Below are 26282 nucleotides of genomic sequence, written 5' to 3'. Positions count from 1 at the left end.
GACTACATATTCAAACCGGCGAAATCTCTGCACTTTCAGAACGACGCTGGCACTCGGGATCCGTCCGCGCGTTGGTGAAGATGGCCGAGTACAGCGTAGCCGCCGGCGTCTTTCCTTTGGAATCAAGCTGTTCGTCATAGCCCTTGGACATCGCGATATTCCATATCTCGCTAGGCGAAAGGGGCTTGTTCTCCTCGCGGAGAATCTTCTCTGCAAGACCAAGAAATGTCATTCTTGCCATGATGCACCTCTTTGCGATTACTGGCCTGAGGAACGGCAACACAAGAAAAGGTCAGGTTTGTTTTCTCCTTCAGTCTATCACCCGCCGTCTGTCATCTCGTCGATTGCGTTCACCGCTCTCCCCGTAACCTGAGGCCCGCCGTCGGCACGATCACAGGTTATAACCTATCCCCACAGTTTAACAGATACAAGTGGCAAGACAAGCCGTTGGCTCTCAGCTCTTGGCTCTTAGCTTTCCCTTGCTGTCCCTCGCCCCCTTCGGCATAGTCCGCGTCGTCCGCGGTTCGGTCCCGAACATCCGTTTCCTCCTCATGCCCTATCGCCTTTCTCGTGGCCAACAACCTCCACCCCCCATCCGCGTCCATCTGTGTGATCTGCAGGCCATACGCGCCGTTGGCTCTCACGTTTCCGGGTTCGGCACCAGCACCAATTGCCCCAGGCCCCGGCACCGAAGAATCCTTGGCTGCCCAAACGGTCTCTCCCCGCGCTTGCGTTCCGGTTTCCCTCATAGGCGGTTGCGTCTCCCGCCTGATCTGCCACGGACCCGGGGGCGGCCTCCGGGTCAGAATTGGCGGTCCTCCTTGTGATTGTCCGGGGTAGCGACAGACGCTGAATAGGTTTACAAAAAAGGGAAAGTGATCACCCGCGGCCTGATCCTGTGAATGTGGGCAACGTCGACAGCATGCCGCTTTCTTCTCTCGGAGGCCCAATTGAGCCGAGAATAGGTCGCTTCAGCGGTCTTTCCCGAAGGGCAGATAGGCCGGCCGTTTTACGGCTGGTTCGCGGTCACTCGTTCCTCTCTCCTTGTTTCCCCACATTGAGCCCGTTTCAACGGGCTTTCCCGGATTTCTAAGATGGCCCCGCGCTGACGCTGGGGGTTTTGAAAGAGCCGCCTGGAGGGTGACGCAAGCCCGATTCCGGGCTACCGTGCTCCCGGCATTGATTCACCTGCCCCGATGCGGTGTAATGGCGGGTCTGTGTTCTTGGGGTACCAGTGAGAGACGACATCAATGGATCTGTTTACCTACAGGAATGGCGAGTTGTACTGCGAGGACCTGCCGGTCCGTCAGATTGTAGATTCCGGCATCGGGACCCCGACCTACATCTACTCCGCGACAACCTTCAGGGAGCATTACTCCCGCATGGCGTCCGCTTTCGCCGAGTTGGATCCGATCATCTGCTACTCAATCAAATGCTGCCAGAACATCCACATCGTCCGCCTGCTCGTCGAGCAGGGCGCGGGCATGGACGTGGTCAGCGGCGGCGAGCTGTACCGGGCCCTCAAGGCCGGTGCGGATCCGTCCAAGATCGTTTATGCCGGTACGGGCAAGACGGACAAGGAGATCAACGAGGCCATCGACGCAAGGATCGGCTGGTTCAACATCGAGTCCGAGGCCGAGCTGGCCAACCTGATCCACATCGCTTCGCAGCGGCAGACGACGGTGCGCGCTGCCCTGCGGGTCAACCCCGATGTCGATCCCAAGACGCACCGCCACACCACCACCGGCAAAAAGGAGACCAAGTTCGGCGTAGATATCGAGCGCGCCAAGAGGGCGTTCGAGGAATACGGCCGCAACAAGTCGGTCAGGCTCTGCGGCATCCATCTGCACATCGGCTCGCCGGTCAACGCCGTCCAGCCGTACGTCGAGGCCATCGAAAAGGCATTGGACCTGATCCTCTCGCTGCGGCGAGACGGCTTCGAGATCAACACGCTTGACATCGGTGGCGGATACGGCGCCGACTACAGCGCCGGCGAGGCCCTGTCCGGCAAGGCCTACGCCCAGATGATTGTGCCGCTGCTTCGCGAACAGGGGCTCAAGATCATCCTGGAGCCCGGCCGATCCATCGCCGCAAACGCCGGCATCCTGGTCACCCGCACGTTGTTCATCAAACGCAGCGGCGACCGCCAGTTCGTCATCGTTGACGCCGGCATGAGCGACCTGATCCGGCCCGCCCTGTATGACGCCTATCATTTCCTGTGGCCGGTCGCTCCGGGTCCGCAGTACGCACTGGCCGAGCGTCGCCGGAACGTGAACATCCCCGAGACCGTTAAGGTCGACGTGGTCGGACCGATCTGCGAGACCGGCGACTTCCTGGCCAGGGACCGCGACCTGCCGCCGATTAAACGAGGCGACCTGCTGGCCGTCTTTACGGCCGGGGCCTACGGTTTCACCATGGCCAGCCACTACAACTCGCGGCCCAACGCCGCCGAGGTGCTGGTGGAAGGTTCCACGTTCCGCACCATCCGCCGGCGCGAGACCTACGATGATCTCATCGCCGCCGAAGAACAGGTCTGACCACTGCCCGCTGCGCCCCCAGGCCGTGGTCGCTTCTCCAGCCGCTTCCCCGCGAGCCCCGCCGCTGCGCCAATGGCCAGTCCGACCACGTGTGTCGCACCCACGAGCGCCACCCCCGCTGGTGCCGAGGTCGGCAGGAGCACCTGCCCGGTCAACGCTTCGATCACTGATTTGGCCGCAACCAGCGCCAGCACCCCGATCCATGCCATCGCCTTGCGCCGCCCGTCCTGGATCGCCATCGTCGTCAGGATCCACGCCAGCAAGGCGCAATCCACCCCCGAGACGCCTCGATAAGTGGCGACGTCGTCCGCCAGCCCGAACACCGCAAGTCCCACCGCCGGCGAAGACAGCGCCACCACCCAAGACAGTCCCCGTGATCGTCCTTCCGCAATCCAGCATAATGCGGCGAACGCCATAAGATTGGCTGCCAGGTGTGCCCAGCTATAGTGAACGAAGTTGCCGGTCAGAAGCCGCCAGGTCTGCCCGGCAGCGATATGACCGCGATCGAATTCCAGCATGGACTGGACCGCAGGCGACAGGTGCACCAACAAGGAGAACGCAGCCACGCCGATCCAGAAGAATCGCTCCCAGGAGATGGTACCCGGCAGCACCGTGCCGCCGGGTACTCGCGTCACATGGACATTGACCGTTGCAGGGTCGGCCGCTTTCATGCCGCACCCCGGCGACGACGACGCCATTCCATGACCGCTAGAAATGCGATGCCGGCTACTCCCAGCGGACCGACCGGGCCGCCGCCTCGCGGCCGCAGGCTGATGTCGCCCGGCCCCGACGGGGGCGGAGGCGGAGCGCCGGTCGAGACCATCTGCTGTCCGCCGAGTGGAGCGGTCGGCGGAGTCATGGTCAACGGCTCCACGCCGCCGTCGCGCGGCCCGAGGTCTGTCATCGCCTTGTTTCGTATCGCTTCGAAGTCGGCGATCAGCTTCTGTTGCGAATCGCGATCTCGTTGCGAGCGAAGCACGTTGCGGCGATCGATCTTCCACCGCTGATACTCGGCGTCGTTCTCCAACACCAGGAACGACGTGTACGGAGTCACGATGGAGTAAGCCTCGCCCAATCGCACGATCTCATTTGCGACCGCGGCGTGCGAACCTGCGCGGTCTCCCTCCTTCAGCAACCGCTGCACCTTGTGCCACGCCCACATACGCTCGATTTCAGGATTCGCGTCTTCGGCGTCCGGGAACTTCAGATCAACGCTGCTGACGATTTCCTGACCCTCCACGGCGGCACGCACCACGGCCTTGCCCGGCCCCTGCCCGCGATAGCGCCCGTACATCCTTGCGGGCGCGCCGTGAAACAGGTTGGGCACCAAGGGCGGCTCAACGTCAAAGGTTTCCACACCCTCGATGCTCACGCGGATGTTGGTCGCCGCCGGGCGCGTCAGCTTCCGCCGGAACGATTGAGCCTGTCGCTCGAAGTTGTCACCAGGCGACAGGAATGAGGCGAGCCCACCCGAATCATCGGCCATCTGCTCCAGCAGCGGCCGGTTGACCTCGTTGCCGACCCCCACGCAGAACACACGGGCGTTGCCCGGCCGCGATTTGATCATCTCCAGCAGCGTGCGGGACTCGGCCTGCTCGGTCATTCCGTCACTGAAAATGACCACGTTCAGCGTACGGGCGGGATCGGCGTACTTGTAGGCAACTTCCAGAGCAGGCTTCATCATCGTGCCGCCCCTCGCCTCCTGTGAAGCGAGAAAGGACGATGCTTTCGCCGTACTCTCTTCGCCGGTGGTCGTCAGGGACTTGAAGAGGGAATGCGGCGACACGTTGAAGGTGATGATCTCGAATCGATCGTCCTTGCCCAGCGACCGAATGAACGCTTCCACCGAGTTGCGGGAGAGCGCTAGCTTGCCGTCGTCAGCCATGCTTCCCGAGCTGTCGATGATGAACACGTAGTCCATCCCCGAGGTCTCCTTGGCCAGTTCCTCCCCGGCAGTCAACGTCAGGCAGAAGTATCCGTCCTCACCGGGTCGCCGAGAGGCGATCATGTCGATGCCGGTATGCGGGCGCGACACGTGACACGCCACCACCACGTCACGATTCAGGTCGCCCGACTTCGTCTCCAGGCTCGCCTGAATCTGCGTCTCGCCGTGCCGGGCAACGGCCATCTGGTCTCCGTGGCTGGGGCTTTCCACCTCGACAATGGGCACCTGAGACCTGGCCTGCAGGGCGAACGAGAATCTGCCCGTCGTCTTCGAATTGATGTCCTTGCGCGTCTGCGTGGCCAGCGGGTATACGTAGGTTGCCCAATCGTGGTCATAATCCAGTTCCTGGTAGTAGCAGATCTGCACCTTCTGGTCAGCCTTCGGACCGATCGGGAAGATCCGCATCTCAAAGGTCTTGAAGTCCTTCTGCTCCAGCAGGCCCGGGTCGCGACGCACGCGTTTGTAGCTGTCATAGATCTCCCGGGCCCTCTGCTTCTCCACCACTTCGCCGACCATTTCCTTGCCGTTGATCCACATGGAGAAATTGGACACCGAGGCGTCTTTCGGCACCGGGAAAGTGTAGAGCGCCTCAACCTGGCGATTCTCCGTATTGCGAAATACCTGGGTCACCTCGGTCACCGCGATACCGTTGTTGATCGTCACCTGCACGTTGTGCTCGCGGATTTCCAGTACGCCGCCGAGCCCGCCATCGGCAATCAGCAGCCCCGCACCGCTGGCGGCAGTCTGGATCATCAGGATCATGCAGCCGGCCGCGATCGACCCGCCCATGCGTCTGTGTTTCGAACCGTTCATCTCATTCTCCTTTTGCTCTTGGACTCTGTGCATGCGCGCACCTTCCACCTCGGCCCACACGCTGCCGCGCGCCGAGCCGCACTTCGACCCCTGCCGCCGGTTCATCGCTCGGCGACAGTTGCCCACGTCATCAAGGAAAACCCACTGACCGGGCCGCGCGCATCCCGGAAAACTCAGGAACCCTCCATCCGTTGCGGCGGGCCCTGCTTTGACAGCAGACTCGCCACCATGGACTCCAGTTGGTCCAACGACGTCGTCGCCGCATATCCCTTCGCCCACAGCGATTCACTGGGGAAGTCATTCGGATGCTTTCGTCTGACCGCCTTGCCTGCGGACTGAAAACGATGCACGGTCTTCTCCGGCGAGTGATTCGGCCATGTCTCGACCACCAGGACGACATGATCCGGCTCAATCTGACATTCGATGATTGACCATCCGTGCTCGATGGCCTCGCGTTCAAAGGCGTGCCGCATCCATTCCGCCCGCGGTCCGGCCAACAGAGGCAACCTGTGCCACGTAACCCATGCCAGTCCGTAAACCACCCGATGCACCACGTCTTCGTCGGTCTTGAAAACCTCGTGGAGCTTGCGCTTGACGTGGCTCATCGCCGAAGGCCGGTGAACGAGTTGAATCGACCGGGCCTTGTCCCGCGTGCGCGTGATGTGGCCTTTCTTCTCCAGCGCCTCCACATGCCCTCGCACGGCATTGACATTGGCCAGACCCAGCGCCGCGCCGATCTCCCTCAGCGTGGGTGGATAGCCATGTCGCTCGCTAAAGCCGCTGATGTAATCGAGCACGTTCTGCTGCTGGACTGTCAAAGGCTTGCCGTCCATACGGACCTCATGAACACTGTACGTATGTATAGTATACACCACCGGGCCACCGGATGCAAATCAGATCTACCAAAAAATGCAGGATCGCAGATTGTTCGCAATCGTATTTATTATAAGGACTTATGTTTTCCAGGCGTTGGTCTATCGGGTCGAGGCCTGCTCCTCGGCCCAGCCCGCCGGCTCCTCATCCTGCTTGAGGTCCAGCGTCTGGCGGCCGACTTGAATCAGGAAGCTCAGCAGGGCAATGAGCCACGCCAGTGTCGATTCGGCCCCTTGGTTGTGATTGGGCCCTTCGGGCGTGAGCCCGTCGCAACAGCCGCCCGTACGGAAGTCGTACAAAGGTGCATCCAAGTCGTTGCGGCCCAGGAACCATTCGACCGCCAGGCGGGCCTTGGCTAACCATTTCTCCTCGCGAGTCGCACGATATGCCTCGGCACAGGCCAGCACCATCTGCGAGGCCTCGATCGGTTGCTGATCGAAGGTTGCCTTCTCGCCGCCCCGTGAGAACCATCCCTGGTTGCCGACAAAGGAAAAGTGCCCGCGATCGGAGCCCTGCACGTCGCACAACCACTGAAGGCTCCGAAGCCCCTGATCACGCATCTCGCCATCGGGAATCCACGTACCCGCCAGAATCAGGGCGTGAACCAGAGTGGCGTTCGAGTAGGTCATGGTCGGCTCGCACCACTGCCAGTCCGGCGAGACGTTTCGTCGGAATAGATCGAACAGCTTCTCCGCCAATACCTGGCGGACGCGCCGCACCCGTGCGTCGCCGCTGAAGTACTCCAGGTAGGCGTGAATGCCCAGGAGCGAATACGCCCACGCCCGCGGGTACTCGAATTGCTCGGCCGAACCGATCACATCCTGGAACAACTGCACCGCCATCATCCGCGAATTCTCGTTGGGCGCGTGAGCGGCCGTCATTCCCAGGCCCCACAGGGCTTTGCCCTGACTGTCTTCGCTGCCCACCGCGTCGAGCCACTGTCGCGAATAGGACATGAAATTACGGAAGCGGTTGGTCTTCTCGTTATAGGCGTGAGACAGATACGCCAGGTAGATCCCGGCCAGGTCGTCGACTTCGTCCGAGTCGTAGAGCTGCCGATGAAGCGCGCAGACCACCAACCCGCGCCCGTTGTCGTCGAGTGAATAGCCCTGTCGCCGATCCGGCGTCGAGTACAGACAGTGCTGCAAGACACCCGTAGGGTCGGTCATCGTCCGCAGGTGGCGAACATCGACTTCGGGCAGCTCCTCGGCCCGAGCCACGCGGCGCCGCTTGTGGGCCAGCAGGCGGGGCTGTCGTGCCCGTTCGTGGAGCAGCGATTGCCCCAGCAGCAGATACTCGCGAGCCACCTGCTTCCAAACCATCTCCCGGCAATAGGTGTAGGCCCGCTTGCGTATCTGGTGCCGCTCGGTGTCATTCTGGAACAAGTGGATGACCGCGTCCGCCAGAGCCTTGGAATCCTTGAACGGCACCAGCACGCCTCGCCCGTCGGCCAGCAGTTCCTGGGCATGCCAGTAGGGCGTGGATACGACTGCTTTGCCCGCGCCGACCGCGTACGCCAGCGTGCCGGAGGTGATCTGCGCCTCGTGCAGGTAAGGCGTCACGTAAACGTCCGCCGCGCCGATGTACTCGCACAGTTCCTCCAGTTCAACGAACTGGTTGCGAAACCGAACGTGCTCCTGCAGGCCCAGATCCGCCACGCGACGTTGCAGACTGCTGCGGTAGGCCTCGCCGAACTGGCGAACCAGGTGCGGATGCGTCGCACCCAATACGATGTAGAGCACATCGGGAAAGGCTTTCACGATCTCGGGCATCGCCTCAATCATGTACTCGATGCCCTTGTTCGGAGACAGCAACCCGAACGTCAATATCACCCGCCGCCCCTCGGCCTTGAACTGGTCCTTGTAGTAATTCGGGTCCACGAACGGCACATCCGGTATGCCGTGCGGTATCAGCGCCACCCTCTCGGCGGGCACGTGGTAGACGTCCAGAAGCATCTGTCTGGCGCGATGGCTCATCACCACCAGCCGATCGCACAACTGGGCCAGCTCCTCCAGCACGCGACGCTGGTCGGCTGTCGGCTCCTGCAGAATCGTGTGCAAGGTGGCGATGACCGGTATGCGCAGCTCGCGGAGCAGCCGCAGCACGTGCGAGCCCGCCGGCCCGCCGAAAATGCCGTATTCGTGCTGAAGGATGAACACGTTGGCTTGATTGCCCATCACGTAGTCGGCCGCCAAACGGTAGTCGGGCTGATAGTTGGCGCGAAGCTGAAATCGGACCCGCTCCGGGTAACGATAGCCTTGCGGAATGTCGTCGAGTGCCAGAGCAAAAACCTCGCCCTTGTTGCCCAACTCCGCGGCGATGGCCTCGGCCAGATCACTCGTGAACGTGGCAATCCCGCATCGGCGCGGAACGTACGTTCCCATGATCGCAAGTTTCTTCAGATCCAATGCAGGAATCGTAGCCATGATGTGCTCAGAACCTCCTGATACCCGCGGCGCACGAACCAAACTACACCGAATGGTCAGCCACCCCCTCCAACCCCCGGAAGGTGACGGCGTTTCGCCACTGCGTTGCGTCCCCACTTCAATATCGGGGCAATCGCCCCGCAGTCTTGACACACGCAAGACCCTGAAGCATCGTCAGTATTCTGAACTGCATCAGTCTCTCTCAAAGCGAGCATGCCATATGGTGACTTCCCAAAGGTATCCTGATTTGCCCGACGCCTCCTTCATTCCCAGGGCCTACACGGGTCTCTCCCGACAACAAGTGTCGGAGTTGCGACACCGGTATCTCTCACCGGCACTACTACTGTATTACAGCAATCCAATCATGATTGTCGAGGGTCGGATGCAGTACGTGTGGGACGACACGGGCAAGCGGTATCTCGACGCATTTGGGGGTATTGCGGCCGTGTCCATCGGGCACTGCCACCCTCACGTAGCCAAGGCCGTCCAGGAACAGGTGAACCTCATCCAGCATACGACGGTGATTTATCTCCACCCGACGATCGCGCGGTTCGCCGAGAAGCTTGCGGCAACGTTCCCGGCGGGTAGCGGCCTGCAGGTCAGCTATTTCACCAACTCGGGAAGCGAGAGTAACGACCTGGCCCTGCTTATGTGTCGCCTGTACACCGGTCGTTTTGATGCCATTGCCCTGCGAAACGGATATCACGGCGGTACTCACGCCACCATGGCCCTGACCGCCCAGAGCACCTGGAAGTTTCCCATACCGCACTCGTTCGGCGTCCATTTTGGCATGCCGGGCTACTGCTACCGCTGCCCGATGGGATTGCACTATCCGGCGTGTGATTTGAAGTGCGCTCGCGACGTGGCCCAGACGATCCTCTATGAGACGCCGGGCGAGATCGCGTGCTTCATCTGCGAGGCCATCCAGGGCGTCGGCGGCGTAATCGTGCCCCCGCCGGATTATCTCAGAATCATCTACGAAGCTGTCCGCAAGGCCGGTGGCTTATGCATCGCGGACGAGGTTCAAGCGGGGCTCGGACGCACCGGTGAGACGTTCTGGGCCTTCGAGAATTGGGGAGTGGTGCCCGACATGGTCACCATGGCCAAGGGCATTGGCAACGGCGCGGCCCTGGGCGCCGTGGTTACTCGGATGGATGTGGCCAAGGGGCTGGCAGGGCGCCTCCACTTCAACACCTTCGGCGGCAATCCGGTCGCAGCGGCCGCCGGTCTGGCAACCATCGAAGCGATCGAAACAGAGAACCTGCGCGAGAATGCCCGACAGGTCGGCGCGTATCTCAAGAGCAGATTGCTCGAGATGCAGCAGCGACATCCGCTCATCGGTGAGATTCGGGGCATGGGGTTGATGCTCGGCATGGAATTCGTCCGCGATCGTGAAAGCCGCGAGCCGGCCAAGGACGAAGCCCATGACGTGGCCGAACTGGCCAAGGAACATGGGCTGCTTGTGGGAACCTCGGGCATCTTCGGCAACACCATTCGGCTTACCCCGCCTCTGTGCTTCACGAAGGACGACGCCGATTTCGCGGCCGATTGCCTCGACCAGGCGCTCGCCGAGGTCCAGGCCCGTGCCCGATAACGGCCCCAAGCGGCAGTGGCCGCTGTCTCGGGTCCCCTGGGCATTTCAATGCCGCTCCGCCCGCAACTGTAAGTCGTTGTCCTGCGGCGTCTTGCGGTCCGTGTCCCAGGGCTTTCCGGCAGTTGCCGACGAAAAGGAAACGGCAATTTCCTGGCCGCGGGGGCGTTATGCCCGTATGTTGGGAAGATGATGGATGCTGTGGTACTGGATGACCTGATCCGCAGAGCCCGTCAGCGGGATTCGGCGGCGTTCGAGACGCTGGTTGAGATCTACAGCCCACGTCTGTACGGCTACTTTTATCGGCTCACCGGCCGGCGAGAGGATGCAGAAGATCTGCTGCAGGAGGCTTTCGTCCGCGTCGTGCGAATGATCAGCCGATACGAGCATGACAACCGATTCGACGCGTGGCTCTTTCGGATCGCAACCAATCTCGTGCGCGACCGGGTGCGGCGGCAACGCCGATCCGCGGATGCCGGGGCTTCGGGTGCCCGGCAGGATGAGCCGGGGATTCTTGAGGAGGTTGCCGACAACGAGGTTGACCGGCCGGATGATGTCTTGGAGACCACCGAGCAGGTTGACCGGTTGCAGTGGGCCCTGAAGCAGCTACCCGAAGCCGAGCGAGAAGTGATCCTGCTGCGTCACTTTTCGCAAATGTCGTTCAGGGAAGTGGCCGAGGCAATGGGGACTCCGTTGGGGACGGCATTGGCCAGAGCGCATCGGGGCTTGGCGAAACTGCGGCGGTTGATGAACGAAGACGCCGCGTGAAGCAACAAGAGGTGCAATCTCAGGCCGGGAAAAGCACCGCAAAGCCGCAAGACGGATGAGAGAAATCGACCAAGGATTTATTGTTCGGCAGGAACAGTGATGAGTGACGAACTGAACGAACTGGAACGAGAAGTTGAGCAGGAAATGGCCTTGTTGCCAAGCCTCCTGGTGGAGCCGTCGGATGCCACCGTGCTTCGCGTGAAAGCCGTGGTCCGCCACGAGCTCAACGAGGAATGGCTTGCCGGCCAAGCGGCGCCGTTGCCGTCGGCCGAGGCCGTTCGACGGGTACATCAGGCTGTTATCGCCGAACTAGCCAAGCCCGCCTCCGCTCGATTGTCGGCATGGGGCAAAACGGCGGCAGTCTTGGCCGCCGCGGCAATGATCGCGATTAGCGTGGGTGTGATCCGACGGACCGGACTGGTTGGCTCTCCATCTGTGTCACCCGAGGTGGCTGAGGCCGAGAAACACGTGGAACTTTTCCTGGCAACGGCCGAGAAAGTGTTCTCGCTCGACGACTTGACCGAATCAATTGCCGATGACCTCAGCGCGATCGAAGAGGACATCGACGGTTGGCAATCAGCGGGCAGCGGCGAGACCGGCGGACTTGGAGACGTTCTGCGTGAGATCGACGGAACAACGCCGGAGCCTCTCGACAACCACGGCGTCTCTCATCTCTCGACCGTTTCTCAGGGAGCCTGGGGATGAAATGGGCAACGGCAGGATTACTGACGGCGGTCCTCGGCGGTCTCCTCGGCTTGTTCGGACCGGCGGACAGCAATGAGTCCCAAAGCCCGAAACCGCGCGACCGAGGTGCTTCAGCGATCGGCCGCCCCGCCGAGACAAGTGACGGGCTGGAAATCGAGCAGGGTGTTCGTTCTCCCGCATGGCCTCGAGACGCGTGGCCGAGACGCGATTGGCGAGGTCGCGATGGAACGGTCGGCCCGCCCGACCGCTCCCGCTACAGGCAAGGTATGGGGGGACGCTCCTGGGACGATGAAGATGACGAACAGATGTCGCCCGAGCAGGTAGCTGAGTTGATGAACTTCGCGGAAAGGGAGTTTCCCAAACTGCACCGGCGACTTGTAAGCATACGCGAGACGGACCCCACGTTGTTCAGAAAAATGATCAGACGCGTACGCGGTCCGGTCTCTGAAATCGTCCGGATCCAGCAACATGATCCCAAGGCAGCCAGACGATTAATCGATGCTCACCGCATCGAGATCGACCTGACGGAGCTGCAAAGTCAATACCAGGCCGCCCAAAACGACGCGCAGCGCGAACAACTGAAGGCCACGATGCGGGAACTGGTGGTCAAGCGCTGCGAGCTTCGCCTTCAAAGGCTCAAAGCCGAGATCACAGAATTGGAAAAGCGGCTCGAACACGCTAAGAAGGAAATGGCCAACCGCGAAAGAGACCAGGATCAGATTGTCGATCAGGAGTTAAGCAGACTCTTGACGACCGGAACCGCATCGCCCGGCGGGGGTCGTTTGTGGCCTTCAGGTGAACTGGGCCCCGGCTTCAGGGGCGGCAAACGTGGCCCCGGTCCGCCTTCGACAGGGCCGTCGGGCACGGTGGCACCGATCGAATAGGAGCCGTCTGCGTCGAGCACGATGGCCTTGTCGGGCACACCGGCGCTGACCGCCATATTACGCATGGCCTCGGTCTCGTGGTTGGGTCGGTTGCCCGGCCTGCCGGACATGATCACGGTGTGGGTCAGACCGTTGAGGTAGTAACGGCACGCGGTTCGCACGCGGTCGGCGAACGCATCGGAGAGTGTGCCATCCGTACAGGTCCGGGCTCCAAAAACGACGACCGCGTCGGCTTGTCGGCGATGGTCGGTCTTGCCGAAGCAGTCTGGGCCGGGGCGGAAAGGCGGAGTGGTAACAGGACCGCAGCGCCAACGAGGCACATGTTTCCGACAACGGGGAACAGGAAGCCAAAGCCGATCCACCGGATGCCGGGATCATGACCTGGCCGAGGCGGATTGCCGAGCAGGTTCAGTAGTGCCCCCCCAACGGATGCCGCCGGGCCGCAAACAAGGCCGTGTCAGATTAAAGAACAGGTGTCGCCATGAGTCATGCCGTTTTCTGCAGTCTCTGTTTGAGCCTTCTGACTTCTCCCTTGTACGGTGTATCTTCTCCCAGCATCGTGCTTCTCTATGCTGATGACCTGGGCTACGGCGACGTCGGGTGTTACGGCGCGACGCGGATCAAAACGCCGAACATCGACCGCCTCGCTCAACAGGGCTTGCGATTCACCGATGCCCACTCATCGGCCGCCACGTGTACGCCCTCTCGCTACTCTCTGCTGACCGGTGAATATGCCTGGCGACGAAAAGGCACGGGAGTCCTGCCCGGCAATGCCCGGCTGATCATCGAGCCCGGCCGAACCACGCTTGCCTCGATTCTCAAGAAAGCCGGCTACACGACCGGCGCGGTCGGCAAATGGCACTTGGGGTTGGGAGACGACAAGCTCGACTGGAACGGCGAGATCAAGCCCGGCCCGCTCGAGATCGGGTTCGACTACTGCTTCCTGATTCCCGCAACGGGCGACCGCGTGCCCTGCGTCTACGTCGAGAACCACCGCGTTGTCGGGCTTGACCCTGCCGATCCCATCAAAGTCAGCTATGACGAGCCGATCGGCGACGAGCCCACCGGCAAAGAGCATCCTGAGTTGCTCAAACTGCATCCCAGCCACGGGCATGACCAGACCATCGTCAACGGCATCAGCCGGATCGGCTACATGAGCGGCGGCAAGGCAGCCCGTTGGGTGGACGAGGACATGGCTGACGTGATCACCGACAAAGCCGTCGCGTTCATCGAGCGAAACCGCGACAGACCATTCTTTCTGTACTTCGCGACGCACGACGTGCACGTGCCCCGCGTCCCTCATCCACGATTCGTCGGTAAGAGCGAGATGGGCCCGCGCGGCGACGTCATCGTACAGTTCGACGCCTGTGTCGGCCGTGTTTTGGATGCCCTCGATCGCCTGAAACTGACCGAAAACACCCTGGTAATCTTGAGCAGCGACAACGGCCCGGTGGTGGACGACGGCTACCGGGACCAGGCCGTCGAGAAGCTCGGAGACCACAAGCCCGCCGGTCCCTGGCGAGGCGGAAAATACAGCAACTTCGAGGGTGGCACACGCGTGCCCTTCTTGGTCCGCTGGCCCGACCGCGTGAAACCCGGCACGAGCGAGGCCCTGATCTGCCAGGTGGATCTCATTGCGTCGTTTGCGGCACTCACCGGCCAGTCGCTCGGTCGGGATGACGCACCCGACGGCATGAACGTCCTGCCCGCGTTGTTGGGAGAATCCAAAATCGGCCGCGATCATCTGGTGCAGCAGGCCGGCGCGCTGTCGCTGCGAAAAGGCACGATGAAATACATCGCGCCAAGCAAAGGGCCCAAGGTCAGTCGTTACACGAATGTCGAACTGGGCAATGATCCCGCGGCGCAGCTCTACAACCTGGCCGACGACCCCGGCGAAACACGGAATCTGGCTCCCGACAAGCAGCAAGAGACGCAAGAACTTGGCATGTCGCTGCAAAGGCTCCAGGACTCGGGCCGATCGCGACCCTGACCGGCGAACCGGATCGCGAGACAGGGGCCGCGCTCGCTGTGCGGGGCCTTTTGCTGCTTCGAGATCGGGGTTACGCGCTTGGCGGCGCGACCGGAATCGGCTCCGGCACCGGCGCGACAGCCATGCCTTTGCGCCGGTCACGCTCGACACGGAACATGATCACCGAACCCAAAGCGAAAAGCACGACCGCCAGCGCGAGCGGCATGCGAAGATCGCCCGTCCAACGGTAGAGAGCCACGGCCGGGAACTGGCCTATCAGCCCGCGGATACCAACCATCGTCGCGTGAATCGCCAGGTAGGTCGGAGCTTGCGAGGCGTCCCGGGCCAGGAATATCGGCCCGAGCGTCCATGCCAGGTTCACGCCGCTGAGCATCACGCCGTACAGGATGGTCACGATCATCAGGCTGTTGACGTCGTACGCCCACATGAGGCCGATCGGATAGAGCGCTAACGCCGCAAAGGAGTAGGCCGCCGTCTTGAGCGGCCCGAGCTGATCCATCAGATAGGCCGTCGGCAGCATCGTCAGCAACAGTGTCAACTGCAGGACCGTCTGGGTGGACCGGGCAACCTCCTCGTACGTCAGCTTCAACTTGTCAACGCACAAAAACGGCAGCAGGGCCCAGCAGATCATCCAGCCCAGCCCGTAAATCGAGAAGGCCGTCTCATGCCGCCGGAAAATGCTGTCCTCTCGAAAGACTCTCAGCATATTGTGGTACACTCGCCGGAGGCTGGTGCGCAGCCGCTCCGACGGCTTGGCCTGCTGGCGCTCGATGAACAATTGCCGGCGAGTGATGCAATAGAGCAACCACATCCCCATGCCGACCAGCACCGTCCCGACCGGCAGGTACCATCTGAACGAATCCGGCCGCCAGTTGAGCCACAGACCGATAAGGTAAGTGCCCACCATGACCGTGAACTGCGTCACCATCTGAACAACGCTGAAGATCCGGTTCCGCGACGCCGGCGGATAACAGCTTCGCAGGATGTCGCCGGTGAGCGGCTGCATGCCGCCGAAGCCGGTTGCGGCGATCACGATGAATACGAGTGACGTCCATGCCTTGTGACATAACGCGATCCCCGCCAGAGGCGCGATGGCTGAAATCCATAGCAGGGCCAGATACCGCCCTGACCCAATCCGGCGGTACAGCTCGTTCCAGACGACCGACAGCACCAGGGTGATCGAAATGGCGGACGTCGAGATGACCGTTTCCCATTCGCTGGCCTGGAAATAAGACCGCAGCAGAACGGGTAGCATCTGAAACACCGCCGCCTGCAGGGCAATGAACGGCGTCGCCCAGAGCTGGAGCCGAAGGATGTTGCGGCTTTCGGGAAATGCGACCAGACGATCGAGAATCAAACAATGCCCCCATTCAACACGCGACAACGAAGGCCATAGTCTAATTGAAGCGGAGCCCTCATGGAATCACCGGATCGGTACCCTCGCTCAACGGGTACTCGTGCATGAGGTGGTGGAACTCCTCGCCGGACCGCACGGATCGCATCCGGTGTCGCCACTCGGGCGACGGCTGGAGCTTGGCGGCATACCAACTGAAACGCTGTCGCATGATCGCGCAGGCTACTCGCTCGCTCTTGATGCGCTTGAGCTGCTCGAAATGCCGGACGACAAGATCAAGCCGATCGCGCACCGTCGGCGGCGGCGGCAAGATGCCGGTTGTCAGATAGGCATGTGAATCACGGAAGATCCACGGATCGCTCAACGCCCCTCGGCCGATCATCACCCCCGCACAGCCGGTAGCGTCAATCATCCGCTTGGCGTCGGCGGGGCTGCGGACGTCTCCGTTGCCGATGACCGGGATGGATCGCACCGCCTCGACCACCCGGGCGATGCCGTCCAGCCGGACCTTCCCGCCGAACTTGTCCGCCGCCGTCCGCCCGTGGACGGTCACCGCCGCCACCCCCGCCCGTTCCAAGTCGGCCGCCAGTTGCGGTGCCACCATCGACGAATCATCCAAACCCAGTCGCAGCTTGGCGGTCACCGGCAAATCCACCGCCCGGACGACCGCCGCCGCCAGCCGGACCGCGCTGGCTGGGTCGGACAACATCGCTGCCCCGCCACCACGGGTGCAGATCTTGGCCACCGGACAACCCATGTTGATGTCGATGACGTCGGCTCCATGGTCCCGGCAGTATTTGGCTGCGTCGATCATCTCGGCCGGGTTGGCCCCGTAGAACTGCACGCAGAGCGGCTTGTCATCCGGCTCCGTGCGGATCAAGGCCATCGATGCCCCGGTTTGCCGCAATACCCCCCGCGGGTTGACCAGATCGGTGCACGCCAACCCGAGCCCGCCCAACGGCCGGACCACCAGCCGGAACGCCAGATCGCAGTATCCGGCGATCGGCGACAACAACAGGTTGGAGATCAGTCTGAGACTCCCGAGCGAGAACACTTTCTCGGCCTTTCACAGTCAAACCGAACGCGTTTCATCGGGCCGCATCTTCGCCGAGGTGCAGCCTCCCGACAACTCCCATCTTGCGATCGACCAACCTTCCGCGAGCATGCTTGCACAACCGTCCCGACACGCCTGATAATGCAGAGGGCTTTGAAAGCGGTCAGACGGCAGACCGTGAGGCCCTCTGCCCCTCGACTCAAAAGAAGTTTGCCAGCGGACAAGGCCGCGAGACGCACACGTAAACGATGTGAAAGCTGGCTGACCCGAAAACGAGCCCGCATACCGCTCGTCTCCGGATGGTCGCCTGAAAAGGACTGCCGCGAGGTAAGACAATCGCTCTGGATTCACCCATTTGTTGAGGAGCTGCCGCCTATGAGACACCTGCAACTCTGGATGGCACTTGTGGTCACATGGAGTCTCTCTCACGCGGTATCCGCAGGGGCCGGCGCACGGTATCGGATGCTCAGCTCAGTAGCGCGAAGGTTGCCTCCAGTGATCGAATGCCGTATCACCGTCGGTCCCACTGAAACGACGCCCGACGGAACCCAGGGCCAGTGGTGGTCCATTCGTTTCCAGAAAGAGGACGAGGATTTTCAGATCTGGTGCCTTTCCGAGCAGGTTCCGATGCTTGCCGCGTTGCCCGCCACAAGTCCCGGCCGAGTGTGGCGATACATCTATCGCGAGGGTCACAGGCCGATACTCGAATACCGCCGAGAAAGCACTGGGGAGGTCCTGCTTCCGGGATTTGGCTGGCAGGATCATTTCCTCCCGCACCCGAAGCGTGCCACCGAACGCAGCTCAGGCTGGCTGGTGAGCGGGCGGTGCATGGGGCATGTCATCGGTTTGTTGGAGACGCAGGAATCAGCCGAGTGGGACCAACCCTCCCCCCAGGAAGTCACCATGCTGCCGCTGGACGATGGACTGCTTGTTGCCACCTGCCTTTCCAAGCGAGACATCAACTACGGCAAGAAGCCGGACGGCGACTACACCTACCGACGCTGGGATGAGGCCGATGTGAAGGCGGTTATCGAAGCCGGCTTCAACATGATGATCGTGCACAGCCCTGAACTGGAAGACTGGGTGTGGAAGCAACCGGTGTTTCAGTTGGGTGCTCCTGACCCTTACCCCCAGATGTTTTTCCGAAGCGCCTACCTCGGATCACATTTCTTCATTGATGAACCCGCGCACCACGTGGCGACTCGCGAGCAACGCCGCTTCTTCGCCGATATCCCGCGTTACGACCTCATGTACGACCTTCTGGCCTCTTTCACTGAAGTCGCCCTCAAGGAGCAATCCTCGCACATCATGAGACCTGGATCGGCCTGTCTTATGGGTAAAGCCGTGCCGGACGTCAACTGGGGTACTCTGGAGGTGCGAAATGAGCTCCTGCCGGCATGGGAAACCCACTGCCCCGCCGCGTTCTGCGAAATGGATGCCGGCGCCAGAGGCGTTGTCATTGAGGGCCGGTTTCAACGCCCCGCATTCAACGCCCAGATTACCGAGCTACTTGGTGAAGACATGAATGTCAACGCCGAGGAAATGCTGGCGTGGCATGTGGCCTTCCTGCGAGGAGCAGCCAGAGCATTCAAAGGGGAGTGGGGCATGAGCATCTATGGCCAGGCCGACCCCGAGATCGCCAAGCTGGCCGTGGTGAACGCCTACAAGCTCGGAGCCCGCTACATCTGGTTCTGGACGAACGATCATGACCACCATGTCCCGTTCGAACGCCAATTGGAACTTGCCCGCCTGGTCACCGATGCCAAGCGAAACGACCGCCAACCACGGAACCTGGCAAGACTCCGCTCGGCCGCAACGGCAGCGGTCGTGCTTCCTACGGGCTACATCTTCACAATGGGCGGCCCACTGCTTGGCAATTACTCTCTGAGCACCGACAGCAAGAATGCTGCGACGGCACCGCGAAGGGCCGTTCAGCAGACCATCGTGCGAACCGGCCTGGAGCTGATGAGAAACGGCGTGACTTTTGACTATGTCAATCAGTGTCCCCATCTTGCTTCGCTGGGTTATGATCGACTGCTACACATTCAGCCCGATGCGACGTTGCACGAGACGAAAAACGGCAGTTTGCCGTAAGCCGTTTTTCTGGGATAGCGGGCAAAAGCGGATACGGCCAGTTTTGCGGTGCCAGGCGTGCGGGCGCGGGTGTCGGAACGAGGACGTTGTTTTTGGCACCGATGGACTTACGGAGCCAGTGCGTTCAAACAAGCGCGCTTCCTTGTTCGTATTCGCGTACCGCTCTCTACACCATCCCAACACAGCGATCTCCTCATAAGTAATTGGAGACACAGGGTTTGCGCCTCCTGTCGCGCATGCTGTCTCGAAGTCACGTTGCCTGAAATCAACACCCCTGCACATTCCGGTCGAAGGCGAGCTGAAGCCCTGAATCGTCGCAATCTATGTAACTACTTGTAAACCAATAAGTTAGTCCTAGCTTGGGCCGCCTGTGATGATCCGGCACTACTGGCACCCCCTTTGCCCACAGAACTGGCAAAACCGCCCGCCAGCCGTCCGGAGGTGGGTGGGACCGTGGACGCACCGGTGACCAGCCGGTGGCAAGCAGCCGACGGGGTGACCTGATGGAAGAGGGTTCCTTTCACAAGACGCTCAGCAAGCTGGTCAGTGAGATCAAGACGATGCCCGAGGTGGAAAAGAGCAAACTGGCGAAACTGGCGGAAGAGACCAAGCACCGGCACGAGCAGCTCAAGAAGACGGTGAGCAGCCTGCAGGAGAGCATCGACTTTCTTCGGCTGTCAATCAAGTACCTTCTGTTCGACCTGGAGGCGACCAAGCGCGAAAACGTGCAGCTTCGCAAGATGCTGGAGGAGCGCTCCGACTCGTAAGTCGGATTCTGTCGGAATATCCGTTGCTCGGCCCGGAACCAGCGTTCAAGATGCCGCCCGCAATGGAACCTGAGGGCCGATGCGAGCCATCGGCCAGGCCCTTCAAGCCCAAGACCTGCAGCCAAGAGGGGAGCGAAGGAGGACAGGCAGGGGGCAAGAAACCCCGATCGTTCGGGGAAAAGCAAAGAAGTCTTCGAGACGCCGTAATTGTGTTACGCTTGAAGACGAAAACGGCGAACGCCTTCCACTCGCTGCGTTCGCCGTTTTCATGCGCCCGTATCGGTTGATCGGTCCGCCGCGAGATTCTGCCGCGAGGCGGCCGTCAAATGACTCATCAGAAGAAGGGTAACCCGATAAAGAAGTTGAACACGCGCGTGTCGTCCTCGCTGTCCTTGATAACCGGCCAGGCGAGATCGAACTCCATCGGGACGGTCCCGAAAATCTCCAGGGTAAGCCGGACTCCACAGCCCACTGATGCCCGCCAACTGCTGATGCCGAAGTCGCGCTCGACGGTACCCATGTCGCTGAAGAAGACGCCGCGAATGACCTTGTCGTACATCGGGAAAGAGTATTCGGCACCCGTCAGGAGCATGAAGTCGCCGCCCACGCGATCCTTTTTCAACCCCGAGCGGGGGCTGATTCCACGAAAATCAAAGCCGCGCATGGACCCGATGCCGCCGGCATAGAAGCGCTCGAACACCGGCGCGTCGCCGAGAATCTGTCCGATGTTGGCCCTGGCACTGACCACGCTCTTTCGGTCCTGCTCATCGATGGCCACGGTCCAGTGCTGCGCGTATCCGGCGGTAAGTTTGGAATGCGTGTAATCGCCGCCCATGACGCCCGCCTGTTCCCAGGACAGGTTTGCCCGGTGGCCCTTGCCCGGATCAAGCCGGCTGTCGGTCGTGTCATGGACCAGCGAGAACTTGATGGTGGACAGATAACTGCCGCCTTTGACTTTCTGAATGTCCCTGGCTGAGAACAGTTCGACGTCATCGACGTTGACATACTCGGGCCGCAGGGCGATCTCGCCGAGCCAACCCTTGAGCAGGCCCTCCTCGAACTTCTTGTCAAAGCTGACATAGACGCCGGCTCGCTGTTCGGTGTACGCGTCTCGCGGACGCTCGAACAGGAAAACGCCGGTATTGAAGCCGATCGGTCTGTCGTTCAGATAGGGCTCGCGGAAATCGATGCGAAACCGCGTGTATTCGGTGCCGGGCTCGAATTGCACGCGCATCGTCTGGCCGGCGCCTTTGAAGGCCCGACCCTTGAACAGCTCATCCCAGGTTCGAGGCGTGTCGAAAAGATCAAAGTTGGTGTTTTCCAGCACGATGTTGCCGACCAGGCCGCTGTCGCTGCTGGCCCCGATGCCCGCGATGAAATTGGTGGTTTTCGTGTTCTCCTCGACGGTCACCCGCATGTCCCGAACGCCGGGCTGCGGCGCGGACGGTTCGACGGCCTCGACCGTCGCGCCGATGAACAGCCCCGTCGCCTTCAGATCCTGCTCCGCCTTGGTCATCTTGGTGACGTCATAGATGTCGCCCGGGTACAGCCCCACCTCTCGTCGAATGCACTTCTCCTGCGTCCGCTCGTTGCCGTCAACCTCGATCCAGCCGACGGTGAACTGCTCGCCCTCCCGGATGCTCAGGGTGAGGATAACCTTGGCCGGCTCAGAGGCAAAAACCCAGCTCGCCGTGACCTTCACGTCGATGTATCCCTGCGAGCCATATTTGGTTTCAAGCCGTTTCACATCGCTCTTGAGGCGGGCGTCGATCAAGGGGTCGCCCGTCTTGAGATCCATCTCATTGAGCAGCTCCTCGGCGGTGAACACTTGGTTGCCCTGAATCCGGATCTCGGCGACGGCGTACCGAACACCCTCGTTGACGCGGAAGATGACATCAAGTTTCTCACGGGCCACATCTTGGAACTCGGTCACGTAGCCGACCTCGGCATCGAGGAACCCCCGATCCCGATAGTATTTCTGCAGCGTGGCGGCATCCCGCGATGCCTGATCCGCGTCGAAGTTCCCGGTCCGGAAGATGGGTATGTAACTCTTGGTCTCAATCTGCCTCATCAGTTCCCCGGCGTCGTAGGTGACGTTATTCTCGAAACGGACCTTGCGGATCTTGACCCGCTGGTTCTCAATCACCGTGTAGACCACGCGGCGTTCGGCGGCCAGCAGGTTCTCGTCGTAGGTTACCGAGACATAGGGATAGCCCTTCTCGCGATACAGTCGTTCGATGGTGTCACGACCCTGCCGCACCTCGTGCATGTCGAGCGGATCGCCGGCGGCAAAGGTCAGCTCTTTGAGCAAGTCCTTGGTCTTGATTTTCTGGTTGCCGACGATTTCGAGGGCCTCAACCTCGGGCTTCTCCACCAGTGAGAACGTCAGGTTGATTTGACCGTCGACCAGCACCGGCTCGGCTTTGACGTCGAGAAACCGGCCGGTCCTGAGCAACTGCCCCCGGTCCCGCTCCACCTGATCCTGAGAGTAAGTCTCGCCCGCACGCGTGCGGATGCGATTGCGGACATAGGCCTCTTCAATCCGCCTCAAGCCGGTGATGTTGAGTTGTCGGATCTGCCGGCCATCCAGCGGCGAAGCCGGCCCCGCAGGCAAAGTGGCCGGCACCTGGGCGACCAGTGGCGGCGACGTGAGCGGGAAGATAACGAGTCCTCCCAGAAGCAAACATAACCACCGCCGCCGGTCGTTGCCCAACCGAGTCGCGTGCTGTCGTGTCATTGTCGTGTGTCCGTCAGAAGTCGTTCTGAGACGCCAGTGACCGCACCTTGGAGTCGTATGATACGCGGAGCAATGTGGCTGTCAAAAAAAGAACCGACAGCACTCCGGGCCGGCGTCAAGCCTTGCGGACGAACCCCCTCTCGGGCGCCTTCCCGACAGCCCGCTTACCCCGGCAAGACCCCGCAAGTCGCAGCACCCGCGGCTCAGGACCGCAGAGACCTCAAATGTGCCGTGAACCACTTGACACAAGCCTTGGGTCTTCCGCACGCAGTGTTGCCGGCCGGAAACCGCCACGACCTCCCGGTTACGGCCCAATCGATGTGAGCATCACCGCCCCGACTCCTCAATTGGGGTAGCCTTGTCATGCAGACCCCGTGCGAAGCCGGAACCTTCCGATCGCCTGCGGAAATCAAGAGCTGCTCACACCATGCGGATAGATGTCACCCGCACCTCCGGCATGATGGACACCTGCTGCCAACAAGGCGTGGGTCGTGAAGCTCGTACGGATTCATGTTGTGTGTCCCGGTTGCCGGCAGCCAACATGTTAGAACCGGGCGTCATCCTTGGGCTTCATGGCGACGGTCACCTCGATCTCACGGCCGATAGCCATCAGGTCGTCCTGAAGACGACCGGCGTCCACGGAGGGGGGTATCTCCACTTCGAGCAACATCACGTACAGGGGCTGGGCGTGATGAATGACCTCGGTGTGGAGATTGGTGATGTTGACGCCGAACTCGGCCAGCCGCTTGCTGATCCGGTGGATAATGCCCTTTCGATCCGCACCATAGACGTGAATCAGGTGCTTGGACTGTGACGACCTGGCCTCGCGCGCCTCTTCGGGCCTGAGATCCTGCAGGTACATGCGCAAACCGAGCTCCCCGGCCACCCCGGACAAGCGATCCTCAAGTTGGCGGCTTGCCATGCCCTCCGGCATGCGAATCATGAGCATGCACGCAAAGTCGGAGGCCAAACGAGCCATTTGCGAGTCCTCGATGTTGCAGTCGCTTTCCAAGAGCACCCCGGTGATGGCCGCGACGATCCCAGGGCGGTCGGGTCCACTGGCAGTCAGCAAAGCGTAGTTGGGCATTCCCAAGCACCTTCCAAAGCCGGTCCGGCATGACGACCCCGACCGTCGAACCACCGCAGCGGGGCCAAGACGACGGTTCGACCAGTGTAGGAGCCCAATTGGGCTATTTCAATCCGCGGCCGACGGTCACTCAGGTCACCGTAAGCTGGAGGCCGGAACCGCAGACCGGCCAAGAAAATTAACCGTGACGGTTTTTCGCCTATGTGTAACCTTTTTGGCTGGAAGAGGTTGTACAGGGCATCATATCCGCCGCACTTGACGATCCTTACAGAAACCTTATAATGCGTGTTGACCCCTCGCGTCGAGAAAGGCGCGGAGAGGTATTTTCATACGGGAACTCGACCGATTGACTGCCGTTTGGGAAAGTTCGACAACAGCGGCGGGCGATCGGGGAGTTCGGGTCTAGGTCATGCGACCGTATGGTCGGGCCTTGATCGTCGGGAGATTCATATAATCCGGATGGTACCTTGCCCAAGGCAAGGTCAATCCTGAGGTTCACACAGATAGTGGTATCGGCCGGTGCTCGATCCGGGTTCCGGCGGATATCAGAGTGGGGACTGAACCCACAGCGCGTTCATCGGTGTTGACGGCCAGCGTGCCGAAGAGGTGGTGTCGACCGCAAACCAAGGTCGCGCGAAGTATTAAGGAAGGTGAGTGGCTTGAGAAATCCAGGTGGCACCGGTCAGGCGACTTGCGGATGTCGGACAGACGCCGCGTGCAGGGCCCACGGGGCGCGGAGTCCCGACCAGAGCCCTCCCGATCGCACCGGATAGATGCCCACAGCGACTTACCACCTGCATGTGACCGAAGGCACGACACCACAAACCTGCGGTGCTGGCGGCGTTCGAACGATTGTCTGCAGAACCTCGCCTTGACTTTGCCGACGGCGGTCCCCCTGCCGAATCCCAGGGCTCGTTTCCGGTAGCTCTCCTGACCGTATCTAGATGATTTACTTTAATCCGCTCCGTGATCGGGCGGGGATGTGCTCAATCCGCGCTCCTTGCCGGCCGGCAGCATAGAGACCGATCAGGAAGGTGTAGAATGGGACTGCCTTTCACTTTGGCTGTGGCAGATTATGTTCCGGCGCTATTGGTGATCTCTTCGTTGATTACCGGGGCCGTTGCCACTTACATGGGCCTGCGGATCTTCGGCAAGCAGAAACTCGCCACCGCACAACGCGATGCCGCCCAGATCATCGAAAAAGCGAAAAACGAAGCGGAGGTGATCATCAAACGGGCGGAGGTCGACGCCAAAGGCGAGTTCATCCAGCGAATGGATGAATTCGAGAAGAAGAGCGCCGCCATCCGCGACGAATTGAAGGAACAGGAGCGCCGGCTGGAGAAACGGGCTGACAACCTGGATAAAAAGCTCGATACCCTGGTAACCAAGGAGCGAGCCCTCGAGCAGGCCGAGCAAAGACTGAGCAGTCGGGAAGCATCCCTGGCCCAGAAAGAAACCCAACTGACTGAGATTCTGGAGCAACAGCGCGCCCAGTTGCTCCGAATCACCGGGTTGAGCATCGATGAGGCCCGCAACCTGCTTCTCAACCAGATCCGGCACGAGGTGGAACACGACGCCGCCGAGATGGTCGACAGGATTCTGACCGAGGCTCGTGAGACGGCCGAGAATAAGTCCCGCGAGATCGTGGTCACCGCGATCCAGCGGTATGCCAGTGAGCACACCAGCGTCAACACCGTCAGCACGGTGGATGTACCTTCGGACGACATGAAGGGCCGCGTCATCGGCCGTGAGGGCCGCAATATCCGGGCGTTTGAAAAGGCCACCGGTGTGGACGTCATCGTGGACGACACTCCCGGTGTCGTGGTGGTCAGCGCGTTCGATCCGGTTCGCCGTGAGGTGGCCCGACTGTCGATGGAGAAACTCATTCATGACGGACGCATCCACCCGTCGCGGATCGAAGAAGTCGTCGAGGAAACGGGAGCGGAGGTGGCCCGTGAGATCGTCGAACGCGGCAAAAAGGCCGCCGTGGAGGCCAACGTCGGCGGCCTGAATCGCAAGATCATCGATCTGCTCGGGCGGCTGAGCTATCGCACAAGCTACGGGCAAAACGTCCTTCAGCACAGCATCGAGGTAGCGTTCCTGTGCCAAGTCATGGCCGACGAACTCGGTTTGAACGGAGCTCTGGCCCGCCGATGTGGGCTGCTCCATGACATCGGCAAGGCCGTCGACCATGAGGTGGAGGGCGGCCATCCCCAGATCGGCGCCGATATCTGCAAGCGATTCGGCGAGCGGCCGGAGGTGATCAACGCCATCGTCGGACATCATGGCGACGTTGAAGCCATCAGCCCGTACACCGCCCTGGTGGCGGCCGCCGACGCGATCAGTGCCTCGAGGCCGGGCAGCCGCCGCGAGTCGTTGGAACGTTATATCAAGCGGCTCGAACAACTCGAGGGTATCGCCAACAGCTTCCCCGGCGTGAAGCAATCCTATGCCGTCCAGGCCGGCCGCGAAATCCGCGTGATCGTTGATGCCGCCAACGTCGACGACAGCATGGCTTCCAAGACGGCCTACGACATCGCTAAACGCATCGAACAGGAGATGACCTACCCCGGCGAGGTCAAGGTCACCCTGATCCGCGAAATGCGGGCGGTCGAGTTCGCACGATAGTCGTCAGACGCCGGATCGCCGCGGCAACT

Annotated in this window: 18 protein-coding genes; 9 read left to right on the top strand and 9 right to left on the bottom strand. The window is 61.2% G+C overall.

Annotation, left to right across the window (positions count from 1 at the left end; genetic code table 11):
- Positions 1–10: 10 nt before the first annotated feature.
- Positions 11–241: a winged helix-turn-helix domain-containing protein gene (locus tag PLL20_11305; GenBank protein HPD30574.1), complete on the bottom strand. Its 231-nt coding sequence runs from the start codon at positions 239–241 to the stop codon at positions 11–13.
- 1009 nt (positions 242–1250) lie between these two features.
- Between PLL20_11305 and lysA the strand changes: the two genes are divergently transcribed.
- On the top strand, positions 1251–2537 hold the full coding sequence (gene lysA / locus PLL20_11300) for a diaminopimelate decarboxylase (protein HPD30573.1): 1287 nt from the start codon (positions 1251–1253) through the stop codon (positions 2535–2537).
- Here lysA and rrtA read toward each other — a convergent pair.
- The 4 genes from rrtA to PLL20_11280 all read right to left on the bottom strand — a co-directional run bounded on the left by rrtA (position 2501) and on the right by PLL20_11280 (position 8594).
- Positions 2501–3208 carry a rhombosortase gene (rrtA, locus tag PLL20_11295; protein HPD30572.1) on the bottom strand — a complete coding sequence of 236 codons (708 nt, stop codon included), beginning with the start codon at positions 3206–3208 and terminating at the stop codon, positions 2501–2503. The two genes, lysA and rrtA, sit on opposite strands and share 37 nt — an antisense overlap.
- A complete protein-coding gene (locus PLL20_11290) occupies positions 3205–5295 on the bottom strand; it encodes a VIT and VWA domain-containing protein (protein ID HPD30571.1) in 2091 nt (696 codons plus the stop codon). Before PLL20_11290 ends, rrtA begins: the two co-directional genes overlap by 4 nt.
- A 173-nt stretch (positions 5296–5468) precedes the next feature.
- Positions 5469–6128, bottom strand: coding sequence for a transposase (locus PLL20_11285; GenBank protein ID HPD30570.1), 660 nt, complete (start codon positions 6126–6128; stop codon positions 5469–5471).
- Between the two features lie 141 nt (positions 6129–6269).
- Positions 6270–8594, bottom strand: a complete 2325-nt coding sequence (locus tag PLL20_11280) for a glycosyltransferase family 4 protein (protein HPD30569.1) — start codon at positions 8592–8594, stop codon at positions 6270–6272.
- Between the two features lie 220 nt (positions 8595–8814).
- Between PLL20_11280 and PLL20_11275 the strand changes: the two genes are divergently transcribed.
- The 5 genes from PLL20_11275 (at position 8815) to PLL20_11255 (ending at position 14532) form a co-directional block, all read left to right on the top strand.
- Complete coding sequence (locus tag PLL20_11275; GenBank protein ID HPD30568.1) at positions 8815–10188, top strand: aspartate aminotransferase family protein; 1374 nt, start codon at positions 8815–8817, stop codon at positions 10186–10188.
- Positions 10189–10374: 186 nt separating this feature from the next.
- On the top strand, positions 10375–10953 hold the full coding sequence (locus PLL20_11270; protein ID HPD30567.1) for a sigma-70 family RNA polymerase sigma factor: 579 nt from the start codon (positions 10375–10377) through the stop codon (positions 10951–10953).
- A 99-nt stretch (positions 10954–11052) separates the two neighbouring features.
- Positions 11053–11658: a hypothetical protein gene (locus PLL20_11265; protein ID HPD30566.1), complete on the top strand. Its 606-nt coding sequence runs from the start codon at positions 11053–11055 to the stop codon at positions 11656–11658.
- The gene (locus PLL20_11260; GenBank protein HPD30565.1) at positions 11655–12542 is read left to right on the top strand and encodes a hypothetical protein; all 888 of its coding nucleotides are present in this window, start codon (positions 11655–11657) and stop codon (positions 12540–12542) included. Before PLL20_11265 ends, PLL20_11260 begins: the two co-directional genes overlap by 4 nt.
- Positions 12543–13023: 481 nt before the next feature.
- Positions 13024–14532: an arylsulfatase gene (locus PLL20_11255; protein HPD30564.1), complete on the top strand. Its 1509-nt coding sequence runs from the start codon at positions 13024–13026 to the stop codon at positions 14530–14532.
- 70 nt (positions 14533–14602) lie between these two features.
- Here PLL20_11255 and PLL20_11250 read toward each other — a convergent pair whose 3' ends face one another.
- Both PLL20_11250 and dusB read right to left on the bottom strand, forming a co-directional pair.
- The gene (locus PLL20_11250) at positions 14603–15889 is read right to left on the bottom strand and encodes an MFS transporter (protein ID HPD30563.1); all 1287 of its coding nucleotides are present in this window, start codon (positions 15887–15889) and stop codon (positions 14603–14605) included.
- 58 nt (positions 15890–15947) lie between these two features.
- The gene (dusB, locus tag PLL20_11245; protein ID HPD30562.1) at positions 15948–16940 is read right to left on the bottom strand and encodes a tRNA dihydrouridine synthase DusB; all 993 of its coding nucleotides are present in this window, start codon (positions 16938–16940) and stop codon (positions 15948–15950) included.
- A gap of 375 nt (positions 16941–17315) precedes the next feature.
- Between dusB and PLL20_11240 the strand changes: the two genes are divergently transcribed.
- Complete coding sequence (locus tag PLL20_11240) at positions 17316–19034, top strand: hypothetical protein (GenBank protein HPD30561.1); 1719 nt, start codon at positions 17316–17318, stop codon at positions 19032–19034.
- Positions 19035–19510: 476 nt separating this feature from the next.
- Entirely contained in the window at positions 19511–19801 is a 291-nt protein-coding gene (locus tag PLL20_11235; protein ID HPD30560.1) for a hypothetical protein, read from the top strand.
- Positions 19802–20135: 334 nt separating this feature from the next.
- Here PLL20_11235 and bamA read toward each other — a convergent pair whose 3' ends face one another.
- Both bamA and PLL20_11225 read right to left on the bottom strand, forming a co-directional pair.
- Positions 20136–22538, bottom strand: coding sequence for an outer membrane protein assembly factor BamA (gene bamA / locus PLL20_11230; protein HPD30559.1), 2403 nt, complete (start codon positions 22536–22538; stop codon positions 20136–20138).
- 544 nt (positions 22539–23082) lie between these two features.
- Entirely contained in the window at positions 23083–23625 is a 543-nt protein-coding gene (locus PLL20_11225) for an ACT domain-containing protein (GenBank protein HPD30558.1), read from the bottom strand.
- Positions 23626–24666: 1041 nt separating this feature from the next.
- Between PLL20_11225 and rny the strand changes: the two genes are divergently transcribed.
- On the top strand, positions 24667–26253 hold the full coding sequence (gene rny, locus PLL20_11220; protein ID HPD30557.1) for a ribonuclease Y: 1587 nt from the start codon (positions 24667–24669) through the stop codon (positions 26251–26253).
- Positions 26254–26282: the final 29 nt, after the last annotated feature.

The sequence above is a fragment of the Phycisphaerae bacterium genome (assembly GCA_035384605.1).
Lineage (GTDB): Bacteria > Planctomycetota > Phycisphaerae > UBA1845 > PWPN01 > JAUCQB01.
The sequence above is the reverse complement of the archived record's forward strand: the minus strand, read 5'-3'. Positions and strand labels throughout refer to the sequence as shown.